Origin of the sequence: Streptomyces sp. NPDC056738 (assembly GCF_042790435.1) — a bacterium.
GTDB lineage: Bacteria > Actinomycetota > Actinomycetes > Streptomycetales > Streptomycetaceae > Streptomyces.
Genome location: NZ_JBHTZF010000022.1, coordinates 56,287 through 78,226, shown reverse-complemented (window position 1 = coordinate 78,226; position 21,940 = coordinate 56,287). Strand labels below are relative to the sequence as shown.

The 21,940-nt window shown below is 71.3% G+C and carries 20 protein-coding genes; 6 read left to right on the top strand and 14 right to left on the bottom strand.

All coding sequences use genetic code 11. The features are described from left to right. Positions 1–46: 46 nt before the first annotated feature. Together ACFRIC_RS38120 and ACFRIC_RS38115 are read right to left on the bottom strand one after the other, a co-directional pair. Positions 47–886, bottom strand: coding sequence for a phospholipid scramblase-related protein (locus ACFRIC_RS38120; protein ID WP_382796131.1), 840 nt, complete (start codon positions 884–886; stop codon positions 47–49). Between the two features lie 52 nt (positions 887–938). Continuing rightward, on the bottom strand, positions 939–2,990 hold the full coding sequence (locus tag ACFRIC_RS38115) for a phosphocholine-specific phospholipase C (RefSeq protein ID WP_382796129.1): 2,052 nt from the start codon (positions 2,988–2,990) through the stop codon (positions 939–941). Positions 2,991–3,359: 369 nt separating this feature from the next. Here ACFRIC_RS38115 and ACFRIC_RS38110 point away from each other — a divergent pair, with 369 nt between their 5' ends. Continuing rightward, on the top strand, positions 3,360–4,424 hold the full coding sequence (locus tag ACFRIC_RS38110; protein ID WP_382796127.1) for a Rieske 2Fe-2S domain-containing protein: 1,065 nt from the start codon (positions 3,360–3,362) through the stop codon (positions 4,422–4,424). Continuing rightward, on the top strand, positions 4,421–5,374 hold the full coding sequence (locus ACFRIC_RS38105) for a PDR/VanB family oxidoreductase (RefSeq protein ID WP_382796126.1): 954 nt from the start codon (positions 4,421–4,423) through the stop codon (positions 5,372–5,374). Before ACFRIC_RS38110 ends, ACFRIC_RS38105 begins: the two co-directional genes overlap by 4 nt. Here ACFRIC_RS38105 and ACFRIC_RS38100 read toward each other — a convergent pair. Beyond that, positions 5,325–6,140, bottom strand: coding sequence for an IclR family transcriptional regulator C-terminal domain-containing protein (locus ACFRIC_RS38100; RefSeq protein WP_382796124.1), 816 nt, complete (start codon positions 6,138–6,140; stop codon positions 5,325–5,327). The genes ACFRIC_RS38105 and ACFRIC_RS38100 overlap by 50 nt on opposite strands. A gap of 185 nt (positions 6,141–6,325) precedes the next feature. Between ACFRIC_RS38100 and ACFRIC_RS38095 the strand changes: the two genes are divergently transcribed. Genes ACFRIC_RS38095 through ACFRIC_RS38080 form a run of 4 tightly spaced genes read left to right on the top strand, consistent with a single transcriptional unit; the run spans position 6,326 to position 9,754 of the window. After that, the gene (locus tag ACFRIC_RS38095) at positions 6,326–7,297 is read left to right on the top strand and encodes an ABC transporter substrate-binding protein (protein ID WP_382796123.1); all 972 of its coding nucleotides are present in this window, start codon (positions 6,326–6,328) and stop codon (positions 7,295–7,297) included. Next, the gene (locus tag ACFRIC_RS38090; protein WP_382796122.1) at positions 7,294–8,103 is read left to right on the top strand and encodes an ABC transporter permease; all 810 of its coding nucleotides are present in this window, start codon (positions 7,294–7,296) and stop codon (positions 8,101–8,103) included. Before ACFRIC_RS38095 ends, ACFRIC_RS38090 begins: the two co-directional genes overlap by 4 nt. Beyond that, the gene (locus tag ACFRIC_RS38085; protein WP_382796120.1) at positions 8,100–8,918 is read left to right on the top strand and encodes an ABC transporter permease; all 819 of its coding nucleotides are present in this window, start codon (positions 8,100–8,102) and stop codon (positions 8,916–8,918) included. The genes ACFRIC_RS38090 and ACFRIC_RS38085 overlap by 4 nt, the downstream gene beginning before the upstream one ends. 23 nt (positions 8,919–8,941) lie before the next feature. Next, positions 8,942–9,754, top strand: a complete 813-nt coding sequence (locus ACFRIC_RS38080) for an ABC transporter ATP-binding protein (protein ID WP_382796119.1) — start codon at positions 8,942–8,944, stop codon at positions 9,752–9,754. A 37-nt stretch (positions 9,755–9,791) separates the two neighbouring features. Here the strand turns inward: ACFRIC_RS38080 and ACFRIC_RS38075 are convergent, their stop codons facing one another. From ACFRIC_RS38075 to ACFRIC_RS38025, 11 genes are all read right to left on the bottom strand, one after another. After that, a complete protein-coding gene (locus tag ACFRIC_RS38075) occupies positions 9,792–11,393 on the bottom strand; it encodes a glycoside hydrolase family 13 protein (RefSeq protein WP_382796117.1) in 1,602 nt (533 codons plus the stop codon). Positions 11,394–11,432: 39 nt separating this feature from the next. Further along, positions 11,433–12,308 carry a carbohydrate ABC transporter permease gene (locus tag ACFRIC_RS38070; RefSeq protein WP_382796116.1) on the bottom strand — a complete coding sequence of 292 codons (876 nt, stop codon included), beginning with the start codon at positions 12,306–12,308 and terminating at the stop codon, positions 11,433–11,435. After that, entirely contained in the window at positions 12,305–13,276 is a 972-nt protein-coding gene (locus ACFRIC_RS38065) for a carbohydrate ABC transporter permease (RefSeq protein ID WP_382796115.1), read from the bottom strand. Before ACFRIC_RS38065 ends, ACFRIC_RS38070 begins: the two co-directional genes overlap by 4 nt. Before the next feature lie 8 nt (positions 13,277–13,284). Beyond that, positions 13,285–14,637: an ABC transporter substrate-binding protein gene (locus tag ACFRIC_RS38060; RefSeq protein WP_382796113.1), complete on the bottom strand. Its 1,353-nt coding sequence runs from the start codon at positions 14,635–14,637 to the stop codon at positions 13,285–13,287. 274 nt (positions 14,638–14,911) lie between these two features. Next, positions 14,912–15,910, bottom strand: a complete 999-nt coding sequence (locus tag ACFRIC_RS38055) for a LacI family DNA-binding transcriptional regulator (RefSeq protein ID WP_382796111.1) — start codon at positions 15,908–15,910, stop codon at positions 14,912–14,914. A gap of 259 nt (positions 15,911–16,169) precedes the next feature. After that, positions 16,170–16,859, bottom strand: a complete 690-nt coding sequence (locus tag ACFRIC_RS38050; protein WP_382796110.1) for a GntR family transcriptional regulator — start codon at positions 16,857–16,859, stop codon at positions 16,170–16,172. A 104-nt stretch (positions 16,860–16,963) separates the two neighbouring features. Then, positions 16,964–17,965: a proline racemase family protein gene (locus ACFRIC_RS38045; RefSeq protein WP_382796108.1), complete on the bottom strand. Its 1,002-nt coding sequence runs from the start codon at positions 17,963–17,965 to the stop codon at positions 16,964–16,966. Between the two features lie 44 nt (positions 17,966–18,009). Then, on the bottom strand, positions 18,010–18,912 hold the full coding sequence (locus ACFRIC_RS38040) for a dihydrodipicolinate synthase family protein (protein WP_382796106.1): 903 nt from the start codon (positions 18,910–18,912) through the stop codon (positions 18,010–18,012). A 44-nt stretch (positions 18,913–18,956) separates the two neighbouring features. Beyond that, positions 18,957–20,399, bottom strand: a complete 1,443-nt coding sequence (locus tag ACFRIC_RS38035; protein WP_382796105.1) for an FAD-dependent oxidoreductase — start codon at positions 20,397–20,399, stop codon at positions 18,957–18,959. Further along, complete coding sequence (locus ACFRIC_RS38030) at positions 20,392–20,691, bottom strand: (2Fe-2S)-binding protein (protein WP_382796103.1); 300 nt, start codon at positions 20,689–20,691, stop codon at positions 20,392–20,394. Before ACFRIC_RS38030 ends, ACFRIC_RS38035 begins: the two co-directional genes overlap by 8 nt. After that, positions 20,688–21,839, bottom strand: coding sequence for an NAD(P)/FAD-dependent oxidoreductase (locus ACFRIC_RS38025; RefSeq protein ID WP_382796101.1), 1,152 nt, complete (start codon positions 21,837–21,839; stop codon positions 20,688–20,690). The genes ACFRIC_RS38030 and ACFRIC_RS38025 overlap by 4 nt, the downstream gene beginning before the upstream one ends. Positions 21,840–21,940: the final 101 nt, after the last annotated feature.

Sequence of the window (21,940 nt, the reverse complement as noted above, 5' to 3'; positions counted from 1 at the left end):
CGGCCGCGGAGAGATCCGCGGCCGCCCTTCCGTCGTTCCGTGCCCGTCAGCCCAGTCCGCGGGAGTCCTGCTTGAGCGCCGTGTCGACGGTCAGCGCCGTCGCGACGACGAGGCTCAGCAGCGGCTCCGGGAGCTGGAAGTGGATCTGCAGGACGTAGTTGTCCGCGGTCGTGAACATCGTCTTGGCGAGGCCTTCCCAGGTCTTCGTGATCCGGGCCACCTCGTTCTCCGACTCGTCGACGATCGAGAAGTTCCAGGCGCGCCAGTTCTCCGCCTTGATCGCGCCGACCTGCCGGCCGTCCACGTTCATCGCGAAGTTGATCTTGCCGATCATGTTCTTCTGGACGATCTCGCCCACGGCCGAGCCGTCCGGACGGGTCACGATCACGCGGGACTTGAATATCTTCGCCGGGCGGGTCAGCAGCAACTGCGGCTGACCGTGGGCGTCGCGGATCTCCAGCCGGTGGGTGAGGAACTGGTCGAGGCTGGAGACGAACCGCAGGATCTTCCGGAAGATGCCCTGGCCGACCTCGGTGACCGAACCGAGGGCGTTGCCCTGCTGGTCCATGACCTTGTACTCGTTGGTCAGCTCGATCAGCTTGGCCTTCTGGTTCACCACCAGGACCGGCTCGGTGAACAGCGTGCCGCCGCCGACACCGCTCGGGGCCACGCCGGCCTGCTGCTGCACCTGGCGCTGGACCCGCGGATCGGCGGAGGTGGCCTGCTGGGGGAAGGCCTGCTGGGGCGGGGTGCCCTGGTGCGGCACCTGCGTTCCGGCCGGGGCCTCCTGGTCGGTCCACTGCGAGCCGTCCCAGTAACGCTGTGTCTGGGGCTTCCCGTTCGGGTCCGGGTACCAGCCTGCAGGAGTGTTCGAATGCGTCGTCACCGGGGCACCCTACCGTGACATGGCCGGAAGACAACGGTCGGTTGTGGACCCATCAGACCGTGATGAGAGCGGGGTCGCTCACGCCGGGACGGCCATTCTCGACATGTCCGGCGAATCGCCTCAGGAAGCCCGTCTGCCCGTCGACGACGACGCTGAGGTCGTACCAGCACTTGCTCGCTGCCAGATCCACCGTGTGCTTGACGGTCGCGCCCGCCCCGACCCGGAAGACCCGCGCCGCTCCGCCGTAGCCGTTCGTGAGCCTGAGCGTCGCCGTGGCGGAGCCCTTGTTGACGAAGGTGAGCTCCACGTCGCAGCCCGTGTGCCGGGCCGTGATCTCGGGCCCCGCGGTCCTGTTGGCCCCCTTGAAGGTGCGCAGGAATCCGTTCGGACCGTGCACGGTGAGGTCGTACGAGCCGCCCGAGTAGGCCGAGTTCCAGGTGTCCGAGACGGTCTTGCCCGCGGCGGCGGTGTAGGTCCAGGGGCCGTCCGTGCGGTTGCCGGAGGTGACGAGGAAGGCCGCGCCGGCCTTGGCGCCGGCCCCGAAGGTCAGCGTGAACTTTCCGGCCGCGGTGTCGGCCGAACCGTCCACGAGCAGCGCGTACTTGAGCGGCCGGGTCGGGCGTGAGCCGCGCTCCTGCCGGGGCAGCGCGGGGTTCGCGGGCGGGGTCGGCACGTAGTCGGGGTGGCGGTCGCCGTCCGGCGGCCGGTAGCCGTCGGTGGAGGGCAGGGTGACCGGGGCGGTGTCCTCGTGGGTGAAGTCGAAGGCGGCCGTCAGGTCACCGCAGACCGCGCGCCGCCACGGCGAGATGTTGGGCTCGCGCACCCCGAACCGGGCTTCCATGAACCGGATGATCGAGGTGTGGTCGAGCGTCTCGGAGCAGACGTAGCCGCCCTTGCTCCAGGGCGAGACGACCAGCATCGGCACCCGCTGGCCCAGTCCGTAGGGTCCGGCCGCGTGGCTCACGTCGCCCGCGTACAGGTCCGGGCCGACGTCGACCGTGGACTTGCCCTGGGCCGCGGACTGCGGCGGGAAGGGCGGTACCAGGTGGTCGAAGAAGCCGTCGTTCTCGTCGTACGTGACGAACAGCGCCGTCCTGCTCCACACCTCGGGGTCGGAGGTGAGCGCGTCCAGCACCTGGGAGATGTACCAGGCGCCGTAGTTCGCGGGCCAGTTGGGGTGTTCGGTGAACGCCTCGGGGGCCGCGATCCAGGAGACCTGCGGCAGCGTGCCGCCCTGCACGTCGGCCCGGAGCCGGTCGAAGAAGCCCTCGCCCTTGCGGGCGTCCGTGCCGGTACGGGCCTTCTCGTACAGCGGGTCGCCCGGCTGGGCGTTGCGGTACTGGTTGAAGTACAGCAGCGAGTTGTCGCCGTAGTTGCCCCGGTAGGCGTCGGCTATCCAGCCCCAGGAGCCGTTCGCGTCCAGTCCGTCGCCGACGTCCTGGTACACCTTCCAGGAGATCCCGGCCGCCTCCAGCCGCTCCGGGTACGTCGTCCAGCCGTACCCGGCCTCGTCGTTGCCGAGGACCGGGCCGCCGCCCTTGCCGTCGTTGCCGGTGTAACCCGTCCACATGTAGTAGCGGTTGGGGTCCGTCGAGCCGATGAACGAGCAGTGGTAGGCGTCGCAGACGGTGAAGGCGTCGGCCAGCGCGTAGTGGAACGGGATGTCGTCCCGCGTCAGATACGCCATCGTCGTCGCCGACTTGGCGGGAACCCACTTGTCGTACCTGCCCTTGTTGAACGCGGCGTGCCCGTCGCTCCAGCCGTGCGGGAGGTCCTTGATGAACGCGAGCCCGAGGTCGTCCATCTCCGGACGGAAGGGGAGCACGTCCTTGGTGCCGTCCGACTGGTACCAGACCGGCTTGGTGCCGGCGGGCGACGCCGGACGGGGGTCGCCGAAGCCGCGGACGCCTCGCATCGAGCCGAAGTAGTGGTCGAACGAACGGTTTTCCTGCATCAGGACGACGATGTGCTCCACATCCTGGATCGAGCCCGACCGGCGATGCGCCGGCACGGCCGCGGCACGCTGGACGCTGCCGGCCAGCGCGGTCAACGCCGCCGTCCCGCCCGCGATCTGGAAGAAACGGCGCCGATTCACTTGAGGCATGACTGGGTGACCTCTTGTCCTGACGGGCCCGTTGGCCGGAGGTTGATGGAACGTGCGCGAAAGGAGTTTTCCAAGCGCACCGAACGTCAGGAAAGGGCCCTCTGTCCCCTGTGTGAAGCTCGGCGGTACGCCAAACGAACCGATCCGGCCAACGGACCGATCGGGACGGCCGATCCGGAGAGCCGGCCGGTCCGGACAGCCGAGCGGACCCGCTCGGCCCGTGCCGCTCAGGCCCCCGGCGGCGAACACGTCCCGGCGCGGCTTCCGCCAGGCGGAAGCCGCCTTGCCCGCCCGCCGCGGACCTCACGACGCTGGGTCCCACCACGGCACGCGGGGCGACGGTGCCCCGCTCTCAGGGACGGGAACGCCATGCCGCACATCACCGCCTTCGCCAGGAATCAGTGGTACGTCGTCGCCTTCACCTACGAGATCGGGCGTGAGCTCGTCGGGCGGACCGTCCTCGGTGAGCCGCTCGTGCTCTACCGGACCGAGGGGGGCGGGAGGGCCGTCGCGTTGTCCGACCGGTGCGTGCACCGGCGTTTCCCGCTCTCGGAGAGCCGCCTCGACGGCGACCGAGTCGTCTGCGGCTACCACGGGTTCACCTACGACCCGACCGGCGCGTGCGTGTACGTGCCGGGGCAGAAGCGGATACCGCGCACCGCCCGCGTCGCCTCCTACCCGGTCGTCGAGCAGGACCTGTTCGTCTGGGTCTGGATCGGCGACCCCGCGCTCGCCGACCCGGACTCCGTCCCGCGCGCCCCGCACATGGACTCGCCCCGCTGGACGACGGTCAGCGGCATGGAACCCGTCGACGCGGACTACGGGCTCCTCGTCGACAACCTCCTCGACCTCTCGCACGAGACCTATCTGCACGGCGGGTACATCGGCACGCCCGAGGTGGCCGAGACGCCGATCGTCACCGAGGTGGACGAGGACGCCGGGATCGTGCGCGTCTCCCGGCGCATGGACGACGCCGCGTGTCCGCCCTTCTACGCGCGCTCGACCGGCGTCGAGGGCCGCATCACCCGCTGGCAGGACATCGAGTACCACGCGCCGTGCCTCTATCTGCTGCACAGCAGGATCGCCCCGGTCGGTGTCCTGCCCGAGGCGGACGGCAGCGACCCGGACGCCTTCCACACCGAGATCACGTACGCCATCACCCCCTCCCGCGCCGGCCGGGTGTACGACTTCTGGGCCGTCTCGCGCGACTTCGCCCGCTCGGACGACGACGTCAGCGCCTTCATGCGGGACCTGAACCACACCGTCGTCATGCAGGACGTCGACGCGCTCGGCATCCTCCAGCGGACCCTCGCCGCCGAGCCCGCCGGCTACCAGGAGCTGAGCATCGGCATCGACGCCGGAGGCCTCGCGGCCCGGCGCATCCTGGCCCGGATGGTCGAGGAGGGCGACAAGCCGGTGGAGAGGGTGCGGTGACCGGCTCGGCCGGCGAGGAGACGTACGAGGCCGAACTGATCGTCGGGCGAAGGGAGTTCGCCGCCGACGGCGTGGTCGCCCTGAGCCTGCGGCATCCGCTCGGTGCCGACCTCCCGCCCTGGGAACCGGGCGCCCACATCGACGTCCTGCTCGGGCCGGGACTCGAGCGGCAGTACTCGCTGTGCGGTGATCCGGCGGACCGCGGGACCTGGCGGATCGCGGTGCTGCGCGAGCCGGACGGGCGCGGCGGATCGGCCCACGTGCACGAACGGCTGGGCGAGGGCGACACGGTCCGGGTCCGGGGCCCGCGCAATCACTTCCCGCTCGTGCCCGCCCCGCGCTACCGCTTCGTCGCGGGCGGCGTCGGCATCACCCCGATCCTGCCGATGCTCGCCGCGGCCGAGGCGGCGGGCGCCGAGTGGACCCTGCTGTACGGCGGACGGACCCGCGGCTCGATGGCGTTCACCGGGGAGTTGCGGCGGTACGGGGACCGGGTCACCCTCGCTCCCCAGGACGAGACCGGCATGCTCGACCTGCCCTCCGCGCTCGCCGGGCTCCGCGCGGACACCCTCGTCTACTGCTGCGGCCCCGGACCGCTGCTCGACGCGATGGAGGAGCGCTGCCCGGAGGCCTCCCTGCGCGTCGAACGGTTCCGGCCGAAGGACCAGCAGCCCGGTGGAGGTGCGGAGTTCGAGGTCGTCCTGGAGCGGTCGGGGCGAACGGTCACCGTCGCCCCTGATGTCTCCGTCCTCGACACCGTGCGCGCCGCCGGTGTCGAGGTCCTCTACTCCTGCGCCGAGGGCACGTGCGGGACGTGCGAGACGGAGGTGCTCGAAGGAACCCCGGACCACCGGGACTCGGTGCTCACGGACGAGGAGCGGGAGGCCGGCGGGACCATGCTCATCTGCGTGTCCCGCTGCCTGGGGGGACGGCTCGTCCTGGATCTGTGACCGCCAGGTCCCGCTCGATCCGCGCGACCGTCTCCAGCAGCGGCGGCAGCAGGTCGCGGCGCACGGATTCGAGGCTGTTGCGGCTGGCGTGCACGGGGATGTTCGCGGCCGCCACGACGGCGCCGTCCCGGTCGCGCACCGGGGCGGCGACCGAGCGCAGTCCCTCCTCCAGCTCTTGGTCGACGATGGCGTATCCCTGGCGCCGCACGCGGGCCAGTTCCGCCCTCAGCAGGTCCGGCGCGACGATCGTCCGCCCGGTCAGGGGGCGCAGATCGGCCCGCTCCAGCCGGGTGCCGATCTCGTCGTCCGTGAGGTGAGCGAGGATCACCCGGCCCACGGAGGTGGCGTGGGCCGGGAAGCGGGTTCCGACGGTGATCGCCGCGGTCATGATGCGCCGGGTGGGGACCCGCGCCACGTAGACGATGTCGTCGCCGTCGAGGACGCAGAGCGAGCTCGACTCCCCGACCTGTTCGGCGAGTTGCTTCAGATGGGGTTCGGCGATCTCCGGGAGGGTGAAGCCGGAGAGATAGGCGTAGCCGAGTTCGAGCACACGCGGGGTGAGCCGGAAGACGCGGCCGTCCGTGTGCACGTATCCGAGGTCGACCAGGGTGAGCAGGAAGCGGCGGGCCGCCGCGCGGGTCAGGTCGCAGCCGCGTGCGACCTCACTGAGTGTCAGTTCCGGCCGGTCGGCGCCGAAGACGCGGATGACGGCGAGTCCGCGTTCGAAGGACCGGACGAAATGCGGCGCTCGGTCTGCTGCAGGCATCGTCGCCTCCAGGGGGACACACGGAGTGCTCTCGTCCGGGACGGGAGCACACTTCGATAACTGTCAACAATATTGTCAGCCAAGGCCATTGACCCGGCACGGACGGGGTTCTACCTTCGCGCTGAGCACCATTGTGCGGTGTGCGCACGCCCTGTCGGAACACTCTCGTCTGCACAGGAGGAGCCATGCGTCGTCTGCTCGCCGGGATCGCGGCCGCAACCCTGCTGGCCGCCGCGTCGGCCTGCGGCTCGTCCGACGGCGGTGGCGCCTCGGACAAGAACGCTTCGTCCGGCGGCACCACCACGGTCAAGCTGGGGGTCATCCCCATCGTCGATGTCGCCCCGGTCTATCTGGGCCAGAAGAAGGGCTTCTACAAGAAGCACGGCCTGACCCTGTCGATGACGACCGCGCAGGGCGGCGCGGCGATCGTCCCGGGTGTCGTGTCGGGCCAGTTCCAGTTCGGGTTCTCCAACATGACCTCGCTGATGATCGCGCAGTCCAACAACGTTCCTGTGAAGGCCATCGCGAACGGCGTCGCCTCGACCGGCGTCGCGGGCGCGGACTTCGGCGCCATCACGGTCAAGAAGGGCAGCTCCATCGCGTCGGCGAAGGACCTGGAGGGCAAGAAGGTCGCCGTCAACACGCTGAAGAACATCAACGAGACGGCCGTACGCGAGTCGGTGCGCAAGGCCGGCGGCGATCCCTCCAAGGTGAAGTTCGTCGAGCTCGCCTTCGACCAGATGCCCGCGGCCCTCGACAGCGGTCAGATCGACGCCGCGATGGTGGTCGAGCCCGCGCTCGCCACCGTCAAGAACCAGGGCGCGACCGAGATCGCCTCCTCCCTGGTCGACGTGGCGAAGGACCTCACCGTCGCCATGTACTTCACCTCGAACCAGTACGCGCAGCAACACCCCGACGTGGTCAAGGACTTCCAGGAGGCCACCGCGGAGTCCCTGGCCTACGCCGACGCGCACCCGGACGAGGTCCGGCAGATCGTCACGACGTACACGAAGATCCCGGCGGACGTACTGGCCAAGGTGACCCTGCCCAAGTGGCCGGCCGAGAAGAACCGGGCCTCGATCGAGGCACTGGAGAAGCTGGGCGAGCGGGACGGGCTGTTCAAGACGGCACCCGATCTGGACAAGCTGCTGCCGTGACACGGACGCGAGCGCGTGGCGACGGCACCACCGGACGGTTCGCGAACGCCGGGCTGGGCGCCGCCGGACTCGCGGCCTTCCTCGCCCTCGGCGAGGCGGTGCCGCGGCTCGGCATCGTCAAGGAGCGGTACTTCCCGCCGACCAGCCGGATCATGGGGGCGCTCGGTGACGAGATCGACGACGCCGGCTTCTGGCGGGACCTCGGCGACACGCTCACGGGCTGGTCGCTGGGGCTGGCGATCGCGGTCGGCGCGGGCATCCTGGTCGGGGTCGTCGTCTCGGTCGTGCCGTATCTGCGCGAGGCGACCGCCTCGACGATCGAGTTCCTGCGCCCCATCCCCTCCGTGGCCCTGATCCCGCTCGCCGTCCTCCTCTACGGCACCGAACTGCGGTCGGTGCTCCTGCTGGTCGTGTACGCCTCCTTCTGGCAGGTCCTGGTCCAGGTCATGTACGGCGTACGGGACGTGGACCCGGTGGCGGAGGAGACGGCGCGCTCGTACGGGCTCGGCACCTGGGCCCGGGTCCGTCACGTCCTGTGGCCGACCGCGCTCCCGTACGTCATGACCGGGGTCCGGCTCGCCGCCGCCGTCGCGCTCATCCTCACGGTGACCGCCGAACTCGTCATCGGCGCCCCGGGGCTGGGCGCCCGCATCGCGGTCGCCCAGACCTCGCAGGCGGTGCCCGAGATGTACGCGCTGATCGTGGTCACCGGTCTGCTCGGGCTGCTGATCAACGTGGGGGCCCGGTCGGTGGAGCGGTACGCGCTGGCCTGGCACCAGTCGGTGCGCGGGGAGGTGGCGGTATGACCGGCGTCCGGCCCGGACCGATCAGGCCGGGCCCGTGGGGCGGGCTCCTGCTGCGGGCGCTGTTCGTCGTCGCGCTCCCGGCACTCCTGGTGGGTCTCTGGTGGCTCGCCTCGGACGGCAGCACCGACGTCTACTGGCCCCCGCTGCGCACGATCCTCAGGACCTTCCCCGACGTCTGGACCCGCGCGCGGCTCCGCGCCGATCTGGTGCCCAGCCTGCTGCGGCTGCTCGCGGGCTACGCCTCGGCCGCCGTCGTGGGCATCGGCCTCGGGGCGCTCATCGGCTCGTACCGCGCGGTGCGGGCCGTGTGCGAACCGGTGCTGGAGTTCCTGCGGGCGGTGCCGCCGCCCGTCCTCGTCCCGGTCATCATGCTGTTCGCCGGCATCGGGGACACGATGAAGATCGTCGTGATCGCGAGCGGCTGTGTGTGGCCGATCCTGCTCAACACGATCGAGGGCGTGCGCGCCGTGGATCCCGTGATGTCCGAGACGGCCCGCTCGTACGGCATCACGGGCCCCGCGCGGATCCGGTCCGTCGTCCTGCCGTCCGCGAGCCCGCGGATCTTCGCGGGCCTGCGCCAGGCGCTGTCCATCGGCATCATCCTGATGGTCATCAGCGAGATGTTCGCGGCGAGCAACGGACTCGGCTTCACCATCGTGCAGTTCCAGCGCGGCTTCGCGATCCCCGACATGTGGACCGGGATCCTCGTCCTCGGTCTGCTCGGCTTCCTCCTCTCGGTCGTCTTCCAGGTGGTCGAGCGCCGGGTCCTCGGCTGGTACCACGGTCTGCGCGACTCCTCCAGGCGGTCCCCGTGACGGCGCATCCGAAAGGGCGGTCCATGCACGCGTCTTTGGTCGTATCCGGCCTGCGGAAGGTCTACGAGGGGTCGGGGCGCCGGGTGGAGGCGGTCCGCGATCTCACCTTCACGGTCGACGCGGGTGAACTCGTCTGTCTGGTCGGCCCGTCGGGCTGCGGCAAGACCACCCTGCTGAAGTGCGTCGGCGGTCTGCTGGCGCCGACGTCCGGCACGGTCCTGCTCGGGGGCCGGCGGGTGACGGGCCCGCCACCGGGCATGGCGTTCGTGTTCCAGGAGTACGGGCGCAGCCTGTTCCCCTGGATGAGGGTCGGCGAGAACGTCGAACTCCCCTTGCGGCAGAAGAGTCTGAGCAAGTGGCAGCGCCGGGCCCTGGTCGACGACGCGCTGGAGTCCGTGGGCCTGGCAGACGCCGCGCGAGCCTATCCGTGGCAGCTCTCGGGCGGCATGCAGCAGCGGGTCGCCATCGCGCGGGCGCTGGCGTACGAGCCCGAAGTGCTGCTCATGGACGAGCCGTTCGCGGCGGTCGACGCGCAGACCCGCGCCGATCTGGAGGATCTGGTGCGCCGGCTGTGGCGGCAGCGCGGCATCACCATCCTGTTCGTGACCCATGACATCGACGAGGCCGTCTATCTCGGTGAGCGGGTTCTGGTCCTCTCGGCCTCTTCCACCGTCGTGCAGGAGCAACTGAAGGTCGATCTCCCGGAGGAGCGGGACCAGTTGCGCACCCGGGTCGCCCCGCGGTTCGCCGAGCTGCGGACCCATGTGTACGAGCAGATCCAGGCGGCGAAACGCGGGGAGCCGGTCGTCGAGGACGCGCCTCCGTCCGATCGGTGAGAACCCGCGGGAGCGGTGCCGTGCGGTGCGGGCCCGGTCAGGCGCGCAGCCAGGCGGCCGTGTCCGGCGGGAGGAACCCGTCGGCGTCCAGCGGGCCGCTGTGGAGGAGGAGCCGGGAGTGCTCCGGGAGTTCGACCGGGCCGTCGGCCAGGTTGACCACGCAGAGCAGTCCGTCCGTGCGGGTGAAGGCGAGGACACCCTCCGGTGCGGGCAGCCACGTGAACGCGCCGTCCCCGAAGCCGGGTTCGGTGCGGCGGACGCGCAGCGCCGCACGGTAGAGGCTCAGCATGGACGCGGGATCGTCCGCCTGGCGGTCGGCGGCGTACGCGGGCCATCCCTCGGGCTGCGGGAGCCAGGGTTCGCCGCCGAATCCCGCGTACGGCTCCTCGGCGGTCCAGGGCAGCGGGACCCGGCAGCCGTCGCGGCCCGGGTCCGTGCCGCCGGAGCGCGAGTGCATCGGGTCCTGGATGCTGTCGAGCGGCAACTCCACCTCGGGCAGGGCGAGTTCCTCTCCCTGGTAGAGGTAGACGGAGCCGGGCAGGGCGAGCGAGAGCAGGGCCGCCGCCCGGGCCCGGCGGGTGCCGAGCGCCAGGTCGGTGGGAGTGCCGAAGGCCTTGGCCGCGAAGTCGAAGCCGGTCTCGGCGCGGCCGTAGCGGGTGACCGTGCGGGTCACGTCGTGGTTGCACAGCACCCAGGTGGCGGGCGCGCCGACGGGGGCGTGTTCGGCGAGGGTCTCGTCGATGGAGGTCCGCAGCCGTCCGGCGTCCCAGGGGCAGGACAGGAAGGAGAAGTTGAAGGCGGTGTGCAGTTCGTCGGGGCGCAGATAGCGGGCGAAGCGCTCGGAGTCGGGGAGCCACACCTCGCCGACGAAGATGCCGTCGTAGGCGTCGGCGACGGTCCGCCAGGAGCGGTAGATGTCATGGAGCTCGTCGCGGTCGACGTACGGGTTCGGGTCGCGGCCCTCGACGTAGTCGGGCAGTTCCGGGTCCTTGGCCAGCAGCGCGGCCGAGTCGATGCGGACGCCCGCGACCCCGCGCTCGAACCAGAAGCGCAGGATCTCCTCGTGCTCCCGGCGGACGGCCGGGTGCGCCCAGTTGAGGTCGGGCTGCTGGGGGGTGAAGAGGTGGAGGTACCAATCGCCGTCGGGCAGCCGCGTCCACACCGGTTCGGTGGAGCCCGCGAACTGGGAGGGCCAGTCGTTGGGCGGGAGTTCGCCGTGTTCGCCGCGTCCGGGGCGGAAGTGGAAGAGCTCGCGCTCCGGGCCGCCGGCCAGCGCCGCGCGGAACCAGGGGTGCTGGTCGGAGACGTGGTTGGGCACGATGTCGACCAGGGTGCGGATGCCCAGTTCGCGGGCCTCGGCGATGAGTTTCTCGGCTTCGGCGAGTGTGCCGAAGGCGGGGTCGATGGTGCGGTAGTCGGCGACGTCGTAGCCGCCGTCGGCCAGCGGTGACAAGTACCAGGGGTTGAACCACAGGGCGTCCACGCCGAGTTCGGCGAGGTACGGGAGTCTGGCGCGGACGCCCGCGAGGTCGCCGGTGCCGTCGCCGTCGCCGTCCGCGAAGCTGCGGACGTACACCTGGTAGATGACGGCGGAACGCCACCACGCGGACTGATTTCGGGCAGGGCGGGGCTGTCCCACGGTGCGTTGCCTTTCGTTCGAGGGGGTCGGGTGCGGGCGTCAGCCCTTGGTGCTGCCCGCGCTGATCCCGGCGATGATGTGGCGCTGGAACACCAGGAACATCACGACCATGGGGATGCTGGCGATCACCATCGCGGCGATGAGCACGGTGAGCTGGATGTTCTGCGAGAGCTGCACGAGCGCCACGCTGATCGGCTGCTTGTCGGTGTCCGAGAAGACCATCAGCGGCCAGAGGAAGTCCTGCCAGACGGCGACCAGGGCGAAGATCGACACGACTCCGAGGACGGGCCGGGACATCGGCAGCACGATCGACCACAGCGTGCGCAGCTTCCCGGCGCCGTCGATCTCGGCGGCCTCCAGGACGTCGCGCGGTATCTGGTCGAAGAAGCGCTTGAGGAGATAGAGGTTGAAGGCGTTGGCGACGGCGGGCAGCCAGATGCCGAGCGGAGAGTTGAGCAGGCTGGTGTGCAGGACGGGCAGGTCGGCGACCGTCAGGTACTTGGGGACCACCAGGGCCTGCACGGGGACCATGAGGGTGGCGAGGATGCCGCCGAGGATCACCTTGCCGAAGGCCGGCTTCAGTTTGGACAGGGCGTAGGCGGCGGCCGTGCAGAAGACGAGCTGGAGCAGCCAGGCGCCCGCGGCCTGGACGACGGTGTTCCACAGATGGGTGGGCAGGTCCATCAGGTCCCACGCGTCGGTGTAGCCGCTCACGTGCCAGTGTTCCGGCAGCAGGGTGGGCGGCGTGCGCGTGACCTCGTCCGGCGACTTCATCGCGCCGGTCACCATCCAGTAGACGGGGAAGAGGAAGGCCAGCGCGAAGAGCAGGACGACCCCGCCGAACACGGTCCAGTAGACGGCTCTGCCGCGGGGGCGGGCCAGGGCGAGCGGAGAGACGAGGGTGCGGGTGCTCACGCGTCCTCCCCTTCGGAGCGGGTCAGCCGCAGATAGAGGGCGGAGAAGGCGCCGAGCAGGACGAGCAGCATGACGCTCAGGGCGCAGGCTCCGCCGAAGTCGTTGTAGAGGAAGGCGTACTTGTAGATCAGGTAGAGCACCGTGACGGTCTTGTCCTCGGGGCCGCCGCCGGTGATCACGAAGGGTTCGGTGAACACCTGCATGGTGGCGATGATCTGAAGCAGCATCAGCATCAGGATGATGAAGCGTGTCTGAGGGATCGTCACGTGGCGGATGCGCTGGAGCAGACTCGCGCCGTCCAGCTCGGCCGCCTCGTACAGCTCGCCGGGGATGCTCTGCAGGGCGGCGAGGTAGATGAGGACGGTGCCGCCGAGGTTGGCCCAGGTGGCGACGATGACCAGGGAGACGAGCGCGGTGTCGGCGCCGTTGGACCAGTTCGAGGTCGGCAGGTGCAGCACGCGCAGCGTCTCGTTGGCGAGGCCGGCTCCGGGATCGTAGAACCACTTCCACAGCAGGGCGCTGACCACCGGCGGGATCATCACCGGCAGGTAGACCACGACCCGGAAGAACGCCTTCGCGTGCCGCAGTTCATTGAGGACGAGCGCCATCACGAAGGGGACGGCGAAGCCGATGAGCAGGGCGAGAAGGGTGAAGGTGAGCGTGTTGCGCCAGGCGGCCGTGAACTCCGGGTCGTGGAAGACCCGGGTGAAGTTGGCGGTGCCGACCCACTCGCCGCCGCTGCCCGGTGTGTACTTCTGGAAGGCGATCACGACGGCGCGGATCGCCGGGTACCAGGAGAACAGGGCGAAGCAGAGCAGGCCGCCCGCCAGGAAGGCGTAGGCGCGGAGCTGGTCGACCAGGCGCCGGCGCCAGGGTTCCCCGGTCCGGCGCCCGGCCGACCGCGGCGCCTCCGGCGCGCCGACGGCGGCCGGAGGGAGCACTGCGGGGGGCTTCGATGCGGTCTTCATGAACGGTGTCAGCCTCGGGCCAGGATGGAGTCGATCTTGCCGGAGGCGTCCTTGAGGAGCTGGTCGATGTCGGCGTCCTTCTTGGTGAGGACCGCGGACACGGCGGCGTCGAGGACGGAGTAGATCTGCTGGGCCTGCGGGGGCTCGATCTTCATCTGCAGGCTCTGGTTGCCGTCGAGGAAGGCCTGGTAGTTCTCCACGGGCACGTTGGCGTTGGCCTTCTTGACCTGCTGGTCCTTGTCGTCGGCGGCACCGGTGAACAGGCGCGGCTCGGGCAGGCCGACGGGCGCGTTGTTCTGCTTGGCGCGGGCGTAGTCACCGAGGAAGCCGTCGCCGGGCGTCAGGAACATGGAGTCGAGCCACTTGAGGCCGGCCTTGATCTGGGCCGGGGTGTCCTTCTTGTTGAACATGTAGCCGTCGCCGCCGATGAGCGTTCCCTTGCCGCCGGGCATGGGCGCCAGACCGAGGTCGTTGTAGTTGCCGCCCTTCTCCTTGACGAGGATCGGGATGTTGTCGGGCGCGGAGAGGTACATGCCGAGCTTGCCGGAGCCCATCATCTGCTGCACGTCGTTGATGACGAGGAGCTGCTTGCTGCCCATGGAGTTGTCGCTCCAGCGCATGTCCTTCAGGTTCTGCAGGACCGCCTTGCCCTCGGCTGTGTCGACGGTCGCCTGCTTGCCGTCCTCGGAGACGACGTTCCCGCCCTGCGAGTAGAGCTCGGCGGTGAAGTGCCAGCCGCCCTGGTTCTGGGCGCTGTAGTCGGCGTAGCCGACCGTGCCGTTGCCGAGCGCGGCGATCTTCTTGGCGTCCGCGCGCAGCTCCTCCCAGGTGGCCGGGGGCTTGTCGGGGTCGAGACCGGCCTTCTTGAAGAGGGCCTTGTTGTAGATGAGGCCCATCGAGTAGCCGGTGCGCGGGATGCCGTAGATCTTGCCGTCGACGGTGTAGATGTCGCGCAGTTGCTGCTGGATGGTGCTGTAGCTCTTGAGGTCCTTGACGTAGTCCGTGATGTCGGCGGCCTGGTTGACGTCGACGACGTGCTTGGCGTCGGTGAAGTACGTGTAGAACACGTCCTCCATCTGGCCGCCGGCCAGCTTGGCGTCGAAGGTCTTGGGGTCCTGACACGGGAACGCGTCGTGCATGACGACGTCGATGCCCGGGTTGGCCTTCTCGAACGCCTTGGTGTCGGCGTCGAAGAACGAGCGGTCGACCTTGGCGCTCTTCGGCGGCTCGCAGTTGACGGTGATGCGGGTCTTTCCGTTGGCCGCATCGTCGTCGCCGCTCGAGCCGCACGCGGCGGCGGTGAGCGCGACGGAGGACGCCATGAGCATGACGAGACTACGGCGGAACCCGGTACTTCTCATTGGTGGACCCCTTCGGGCTGGAGCGAGGAAGGCCCACGGCGGGCGTGCCGCCGTGTTCTGGCGCCGCACACTCAAGCACCGACGACATCCGTCCGCAAGATGTCGCGCAGAATCTGTAATTATTTGACAGAGGTTGGGGGTCCACGTGGCAGGTGGTTGCGTACCGGAGTCATCGACCCCGCTACGGCGACGCGGCCGGAGCCCGCCACGGCGTCCGGGTCACCGCGCGCCTCGACGGCCGGTCACCGGCACCGGCCGGGCCCCGCCCCGCAGGTCAGCCGCGGGGCGCCTGCGCGGTCGACCCGCGCACCACCAGCTCCGGTTCGAACAGCAGCTCCTCGGGGGTCACGCTGCTGCCGCCGATCTGCGCGTTGAGCAGTTCCACGGCGGCGCGCCCCATGGCCTCGATGGGCTGGCGGACCGTCGTCAGCGGGGGTTCGGTGCAGTTCATGAACGCCGAGTCGTCGTAGCCGACGACGGAGATCTCGCCGGGGACGCTGAGCCCCTTGCGGCGGGCGGCCCGTACGGCGCCGAGCGCGAGCGGGTCGCTGGCGCAGATGATGCCGGTGACCCCCTGGTCGAGCAGCCTGGTGGCCGCGGCCTGCCCGCCCTCCAGCGAGAACATCGCCCGTGCCACGTGCGCGTCCGGCAGGTCCGGGGCCAGGGCGCGCGCGGCCGCGAGCTTGCGCCCGGAGGGCATGTGGTCGCCGGGGCCGAGGACGAGTCCGATCCGCTCGTGGCCGAGCGAGTCGAGATGGCGCCACGCCTGCTCGACCGCGACGGCGTCGTCGCAGGAGACGCAGGGGAAGCCGAGGTGCTCGATGGCCGCGTTGACCAGCACCACCGGGATGTTGCGGTCGGCGAGTTCGCGGTAGTGGTCGTGGGGCGCGTCCGCCTGCGCGTACAGACCGCCGGCGAACACCACCCCGGAGACCTGCTGCTGGAGCAGGAGCTCCACGTAGTCGGCCTCGGAGACGCCGCCCTTGGTCTGGGTGCACAGCACCGGGGTGAGCCCGAGCTGGGCGAGCGCTCCGCCGATCACCTCCGCGAACGCCGGGAAGATCGGGTTCTGCAGCTCGGGCAGCACGAGACCGACGAGCCGGGCGCGTTCACCGCGGAGCTGGGTCGGCCGTTCGTAGCCGAGGACGTCCAGGGCGGACAGGACCGCCTGCCGAGTGGAGTCGGAGACACCCGGCTTGCCGTTGAGCACCCGGCTGACCGTGGCCTCGCTGACCCCGACCTTCTTCGCCACCTGAGCAAGTCGTCGCGTCATGAGCGCAAGAATAGCGCAAGAAATGTAAATCGCTTGCGTAGAACTTCGGCCGGTTCCTGACCGCTCGGCCGGGGTCCGGGGGGCGGTGGACCGACGGTCCCAGGCCCGGTGGACGGCGGTCCCAGGTCCGGCGGACCGGCGCTTCCGGGTCCGGCGGACCGGCGGTTTCAGGTCGAGCGAACCGGCGGTTCCGGGTCCTGTGGGCCCGGCGGTTCCGGGTCCTGTGGCCCGGCGGTCCCCCGCCCGTACCGGCGGACCCTCAGGGCGCCGCCCACAGACCGCGGACATGGCCCAGGTGGCGCGTCATCACCGCGTGCACGGCGCGCTCGTCGCGGTCCAGGAGGGCATCCAGGAGTTCCAGGTGCTCCCGGGCCGAGGCCTCCAGCCGGCCGGCCCGGACCAGGGCGTCGAGCCCGTACAGCCGTGACCGCTTGCGCAGGTCGCCGACGACCTCGACCAGATGGGAGTTGCCGGCCAGGGCCAGCAGGCCGAGGTGGAAGCGGATGTCCGCCTCCACGTACGCGATGAGGTCGCCGGCGGCCGCCGCCGTCACGATCTCCCGGGCGGCCGGACGCAGCGCCTCCAGCGAGACGGGATCGGCCGTGGTGGCCAGCCGTACGACGGTGGGGATCTCGATGAGCGAGCGGATGTGGGTGTACTCGTCGAGCTGCTTCTCGGAGACCTCCGTGACCCGGAATCCCTTGTTGGGGACCGTGTCGACCAGACCCTCCTTGGCCAGGTCGAGCATGGCCTCACGGACCGGCGTCGCCGAGACGCCGAAACGGGCCGCCAGCGTCGGCGCCGAGTAGACCTCGCCGGGCCGCAGCTCGCCCGCGATCAGCGCGGCGCGCAGCGCGTCGGCCACGCGCTCGCGGTAGCTGCTCCGCCTGCCGCCCAGCGTGGGCAGGTCGGGAGCTGCTGGGGGTTCGCTGCTGCGCCGGGCGGCCATCAAGGTCTCCTCGTACGGGCCGGTGCGCGTCGTCGCGCGGTACGGCCCTGTGCCATGTCACGTCGTACTGGCCCACCAGTATCCACGCCCCTGCGCGGAGCCGCTCACAGGACGAACCCGGCCGGGAACGGGTCCGAGGGGTCGAGCAGGTACTGGGCGGTCCCGGTGATCCAGGCGCGGCCCGTGAAGCTGGGCAGCACGGCGGGCATCCCGGCGACCTCGGTCGTGCCGAGCAGCCGTCCGGTGAACCGCGTCCCGATGAAGGACTCGTTCACGAACTCGGTGTCCAGCGGGAGTTCACCCCGGGCGTGGAGCTGGGCCATGCGCGCGCTGGTGCCCGTACCGCAGGGCGAACGGTCGAACCAGCCGGGGTGGATCACCATCGCGTGCCGCGAGGAACGGGCGCTCGACCCGGGCGCGTACAGGTGGACGTGGTGGCAGCCGCGGATCGAGGGGTCCTCGGGGTGCACGGGCTCGCCCTCGGCGTCGATCGCGTCCATGAGCGCGAGTCCCGCCGCGAGGATGTCGTCCTTGCGGGAGCGGTCGAAGGGCAGGCCGAACTGCTCCAGCGGCAGGATCGCGTAGAAGTTGCCGCCGTAGGCCAGGTCGTACGTCACCGTGCGCCCGTCGGCGAGCGTGGCCTTGCGGTCGAGGCCGACGGCGAACGACGGCACGTTCCTGAGCGTGACCTCCTCGGCCGCGCCGTCCCGCACGGCGACCTCGGCGACGACGAGACCCGCGGGGGTGTCGAGCCGGATCGTCGTGACCGGCTCGACGACCTCGACCATGCCGGTCTCCACCAGCACGGTCGCGACCCCGATCGTGCCGTGTCCGCACATCGGCAGATAGCCGGACACCTCGATGTAGATCACGCCGTAGTCGCAGTCGGGGCGGGTGGGCGGCTGGAGGACGGCCCCGCTCATCGCCGCGTGTCCGCGCGGCTCGTTCATCAGGAGCTGCTTGATGTCGTCGCGGTGCTCGCGGAAGTGGAGCCGCCGCTCGTTCATGGTCGCGCCCGGGACGGTGCCGATCCCGCCGGTGATCACCCGGGTCGGCATGCCCTCCGTGTGCGAGTCGACGGCGTGCAGGACGAGTTTGCTGCGCATGGGACTCCTCGGTGGTGTCGGCGGACGGCGGGGGCCGTCGGGGCTCAGGCGAGGCCGGCGGCCACGGCCCGTTCCGTGGCCAGGCGCACGGCCGCCTCCTGTCCGGGCAGCAGCGGGACGCGCGGCGGGCGGACCGGACCGCCGTGGCGGCCGACGATGTCCATGGACAGCTTGATGGCCTGGACGAACTCGACCTGGGAGTCCCAGCGCAGCAGCGGGTGCAGCAGCCGGTAGAGCTTGCCCGCCGTGTCGAGGTCGCCGGCGACGGCCGCGCGGTAGAGCTCGACGCCCGCCCGGGGCAGCGCGTTCGGGTATCCGGCGACCCAGCCCTTGGCACCGGCCACGGCGAGTTCGAGGAGGACGTCGTCGGCGCCGATCAGCAGGTCGAGCTCCGGGGCGAGTTCGGCGATGCGGTAGGCGCGGCGCACATCACCGGAGAACTCCTTGACCGCCTGGACGAGACCGGCGGCGTGCAGCTTCGCCAGGAGTTCGGGCACCAGGTCGACCTTGGTGTCGATCGGGTTGTTGTACGCGACGACCGGGACTCCTGCCCTGGAGACCTCCTCGTAGTGGGCGAGGACCGAACGCTCGTCCGCGCGATAGGCGTTGGGCGGGAGCAGCATCACGGAGCCGCAGCCCGCGTCCTTGGCCTGCTCGGCCCAGCGGCGGGCCTCGGCGGAGCCGTACGCGGCGACGCCCGGCATCACGCGGGACCCGCCGACCGCGGCGACGGCGGTCTCCACGACCTTCGCGCGCTCCTCGGGCGTGAGCACCTGGTACTCGCCGAGCGAGCCGTTGGGCACGACGCCGTCGCAGCCGTTCTCGACGAGCCAGGAGCAGTGTTCGGCGTACCGGCCGTGGTCGACGGACAGGTTGCGGTTCAGCGGGAGCGCGGTGGCGACGAGGACTCCGCGCCAGGGGCGCCGGCTCTCGGGGGTGACGGTCATCGGGCGTTCCTCCCTCTCCATGGAGTGTGACATTGCACTGTCGGTCAAGACGTCGTGTCCGCCCCCGGGGCCCGGTCCTCGTCCGAACCGGCGCGGGCGAGGACGCCGAGCGGTACGGGGCGCGCCAACAGCCTTCGTACGGCCGTCTGTTCGCAACCGGCGAGTCCGGCGACGGCGGGTTCGCAGATCCGGCCCTGGCACCATCCCATTCCGGCGCGCGTGAGCAGCTTGACCGTCCTGACGTCGCCCGCGCCGAGGTCGGTGACGGCCTCGCGGACGCGGCCGGCCGTGACCTCCTCGCAGCGGCACACGACGGTGTCGTCGGTGACCTGGTCCGTCCAGTGGGCGGGCGGCCGGTACACGGCTTCCAGCGCGGAGGCGAACGCGCGCGCTCGCGCGCGGGCCCTGACGGCTCGGGCGGCCGACCGCGGATCGGGTTCGGTGCCGCGCAGCCGGGCCGCCACCGACCGGCCTGCGAGATGCCCTTCGGCCAGGGAGAGCGCTGCGCCACCGATCCCCGTGACCTCACCGGCGGCCCAGACGCCGGGCACGCCGGTGCGCTGCTCGTCGTCCACGTCGACCCCCGCCCCCTCGACGACGTGGCAGCCGAGCGCCTCGGCGAGATCGGTGTGCGGGACCATCCCGTGCCCGACGGCGAGCGCGTCGCACGCGATACGGCGCCCGGTCCCGGGCCGGACCCGCCCGTCGGGGCCGAGCGCGGCGACGGTGACGGCTTCCACCCGGCCCTCGCCGTGGGCTTCCACGACGGTGTGCCGCGGGACGAACGGGACGCGGTGGCGCAGGAGCCGGGCCGCGTACGAGGCCCCCTCGGCGATCTTGCCCGGTTCGGCCGCCAGCGCCCCGCCGGCGCGTGGCAGGCGCCTCGGGTCGAGGGACTCCACGAGGGCGGCGACGTCGACCCCGGCGGCGGCCAGCGCGGTGGCCACGGGCAGCAGCAGCGGCCCGCTCCCCGCGACGACGGCTCTGCGGCCGGGCACGACGAGGCCACCCTTCAGCAGGGCCTGGGCCCCGCCCGCGGTCACGACTCCGGGAAGGGTCCAGCCGGGGAAGGGCAGCACCTTCTCGTATCCGCCGGTGGCGAGGAGCACGGCGTCGGCGCGCACGGCGACGGACTCCTCCTGGAGTGGGCCGAGGAGGGCGTGGACGGTGAATCCGTTCCGTGCGCCCGTCGCCCCGGTCCGTTCGGCCAGCCAGACATGATGATCCGTCAAATGTCGTACCGTGCCCGCCTCCAGGTGCCCGGCGAGCCCCCGCTCCAGCCGCTCCCAGGTGCGCCGGCCGTGGTGCAGCGCGCCGGGCCGGCGGGCGCCGAGTCCGCTCGCGGGACGGCGGTGGATCTGTCCGCCCGCCGCCGCGGCCGAGTCGATCAGCGTCACGTGGATGCCGCGTGCCGCCGCGGCCAGGGTGGCGGCGAGACCGGCCGGGCCGGCGCCGATCACCGCGAGGCGGTGGGGTCCGTCAGTCATCGTGGCCGGTGCCCTCCTGTGTGCGGATCCTGTCGCCGGGTGCCGGCGTGACCAGACAAGCCCGTTGGTTGGGGCGGTCGTTGACGGTGACGAGGCAGTCGAAGCAGACGCCGATGCCGCAGAAGACCCCGCGGGGCCGGCCCCCGTCACGGGTGCTGCGCCACGAGGTGATGCCCTCGGCCCACAGCGCGGCGGCCACGGTCCGGCCGGGCAGCACCTCGACGGGCCGGCCGTCGAGGGTGACGGTGAAGGCGGGGCCGGGTGCGGCCCGTACGAGGTCCAGGGGGTTCACGCGGCCTCCTCGGGGAAGCGGTCGGGCCGGAACGGCGCGAGGTCGAGGCCGGGTGCCCGGCCGGCGAGGACCTGCGCGATCACCTGTCCGGTGCCGGTGGACAGTCCGATGCCGGCTCCCTCGTGCCCGCAGGCGTGCAGCAGACCGGGCGCCCGGGGGTCGGGGCCGATGGCGGGGAGATGATCGGGCAGGTAGGGGCGGAATCCGAGGTACGTCCGCAGGGCGCGCACCTGCGCGAGGAACGGGAAGAGCCGTGTGGCGCCCGCGGCCAGTTCCCGTACGACGGGCAGCGAGAACGAGCGGTCGAAGCCGACCCGTTCCCGGCTCGCGCCGATCAGGATCGGACCGGCCGCGGTCCCCTCCACCACCGGTGACGTCTGGAGGGCGGCCGAGTCGCTGGCGACGTCGGCGACGTAGTCCGCCGCGTACACCTTGTGGCGGACCCGGCGCGGCAGGGGCTCGGTGACGAGGACGAATCCCCGGCGGGGCAGGACGGGGAGCCTGACGCCCGCGAGCGAGGCCACGTCGGCGCCCCAGGTGCCGGCCGCGTTGACGACGGCGGGCGCGTGCAGGTCGCCCCGGTCGGTGCGCACTCCGCGGACCGAGCCGTCCCTCGCGCGCAGTATCCCGGTCACGGTGTGCCCGGTCAGCAGCCGCGCCCCCGAGGCCCGGAGAAGACGGGCGGCCGCGAGGGCGGGCATCACCTGGGTGTCCTGGGGGTAGCGGACGCCGCCCGCGAGCCCCGGGGCCAAGTACGGCTCCAGATCGTGCAGTTGGTCGGCGTCGACCTGTTCGGCCAGCACACCGGCGGTCCGCTGGCCCGCCGCGAACGTCTCCAGCGCGGCCAGGCCCTCGGGGGTGGACGCCACGACGACGCCGCCCTTGGCCTCGTACTCGATCGCCTTCCCGTGCTCCTCGGCGAGGTCGGCCCACAGGCGTCCGGAGAGCAGGGCGAGGTCGAGTTCGGGTCCGGGCTCCTTGTCGGAGACGAGCAGATTGCCCTCTCCGGCGCCGGTCGTCCCGCCGGCCACGGAGCCGCGGTCCACCACGGCGACGTCGAGGCCCTCACGAGCCGCGTACCAGGCACAGGCGGCGCCGACCATTCCGGCTCCGACGATCACGACATCGCAGGTGACAGGCCTACTCACATCAGTACTATGTCACATACTTCAGATGCGCGGCAGATCCCGTGCCGGGCGGTTCGCGGGAAGGGCGGATCGCGCGGAGCGGGGTTCGCGTGAAAGGCGGT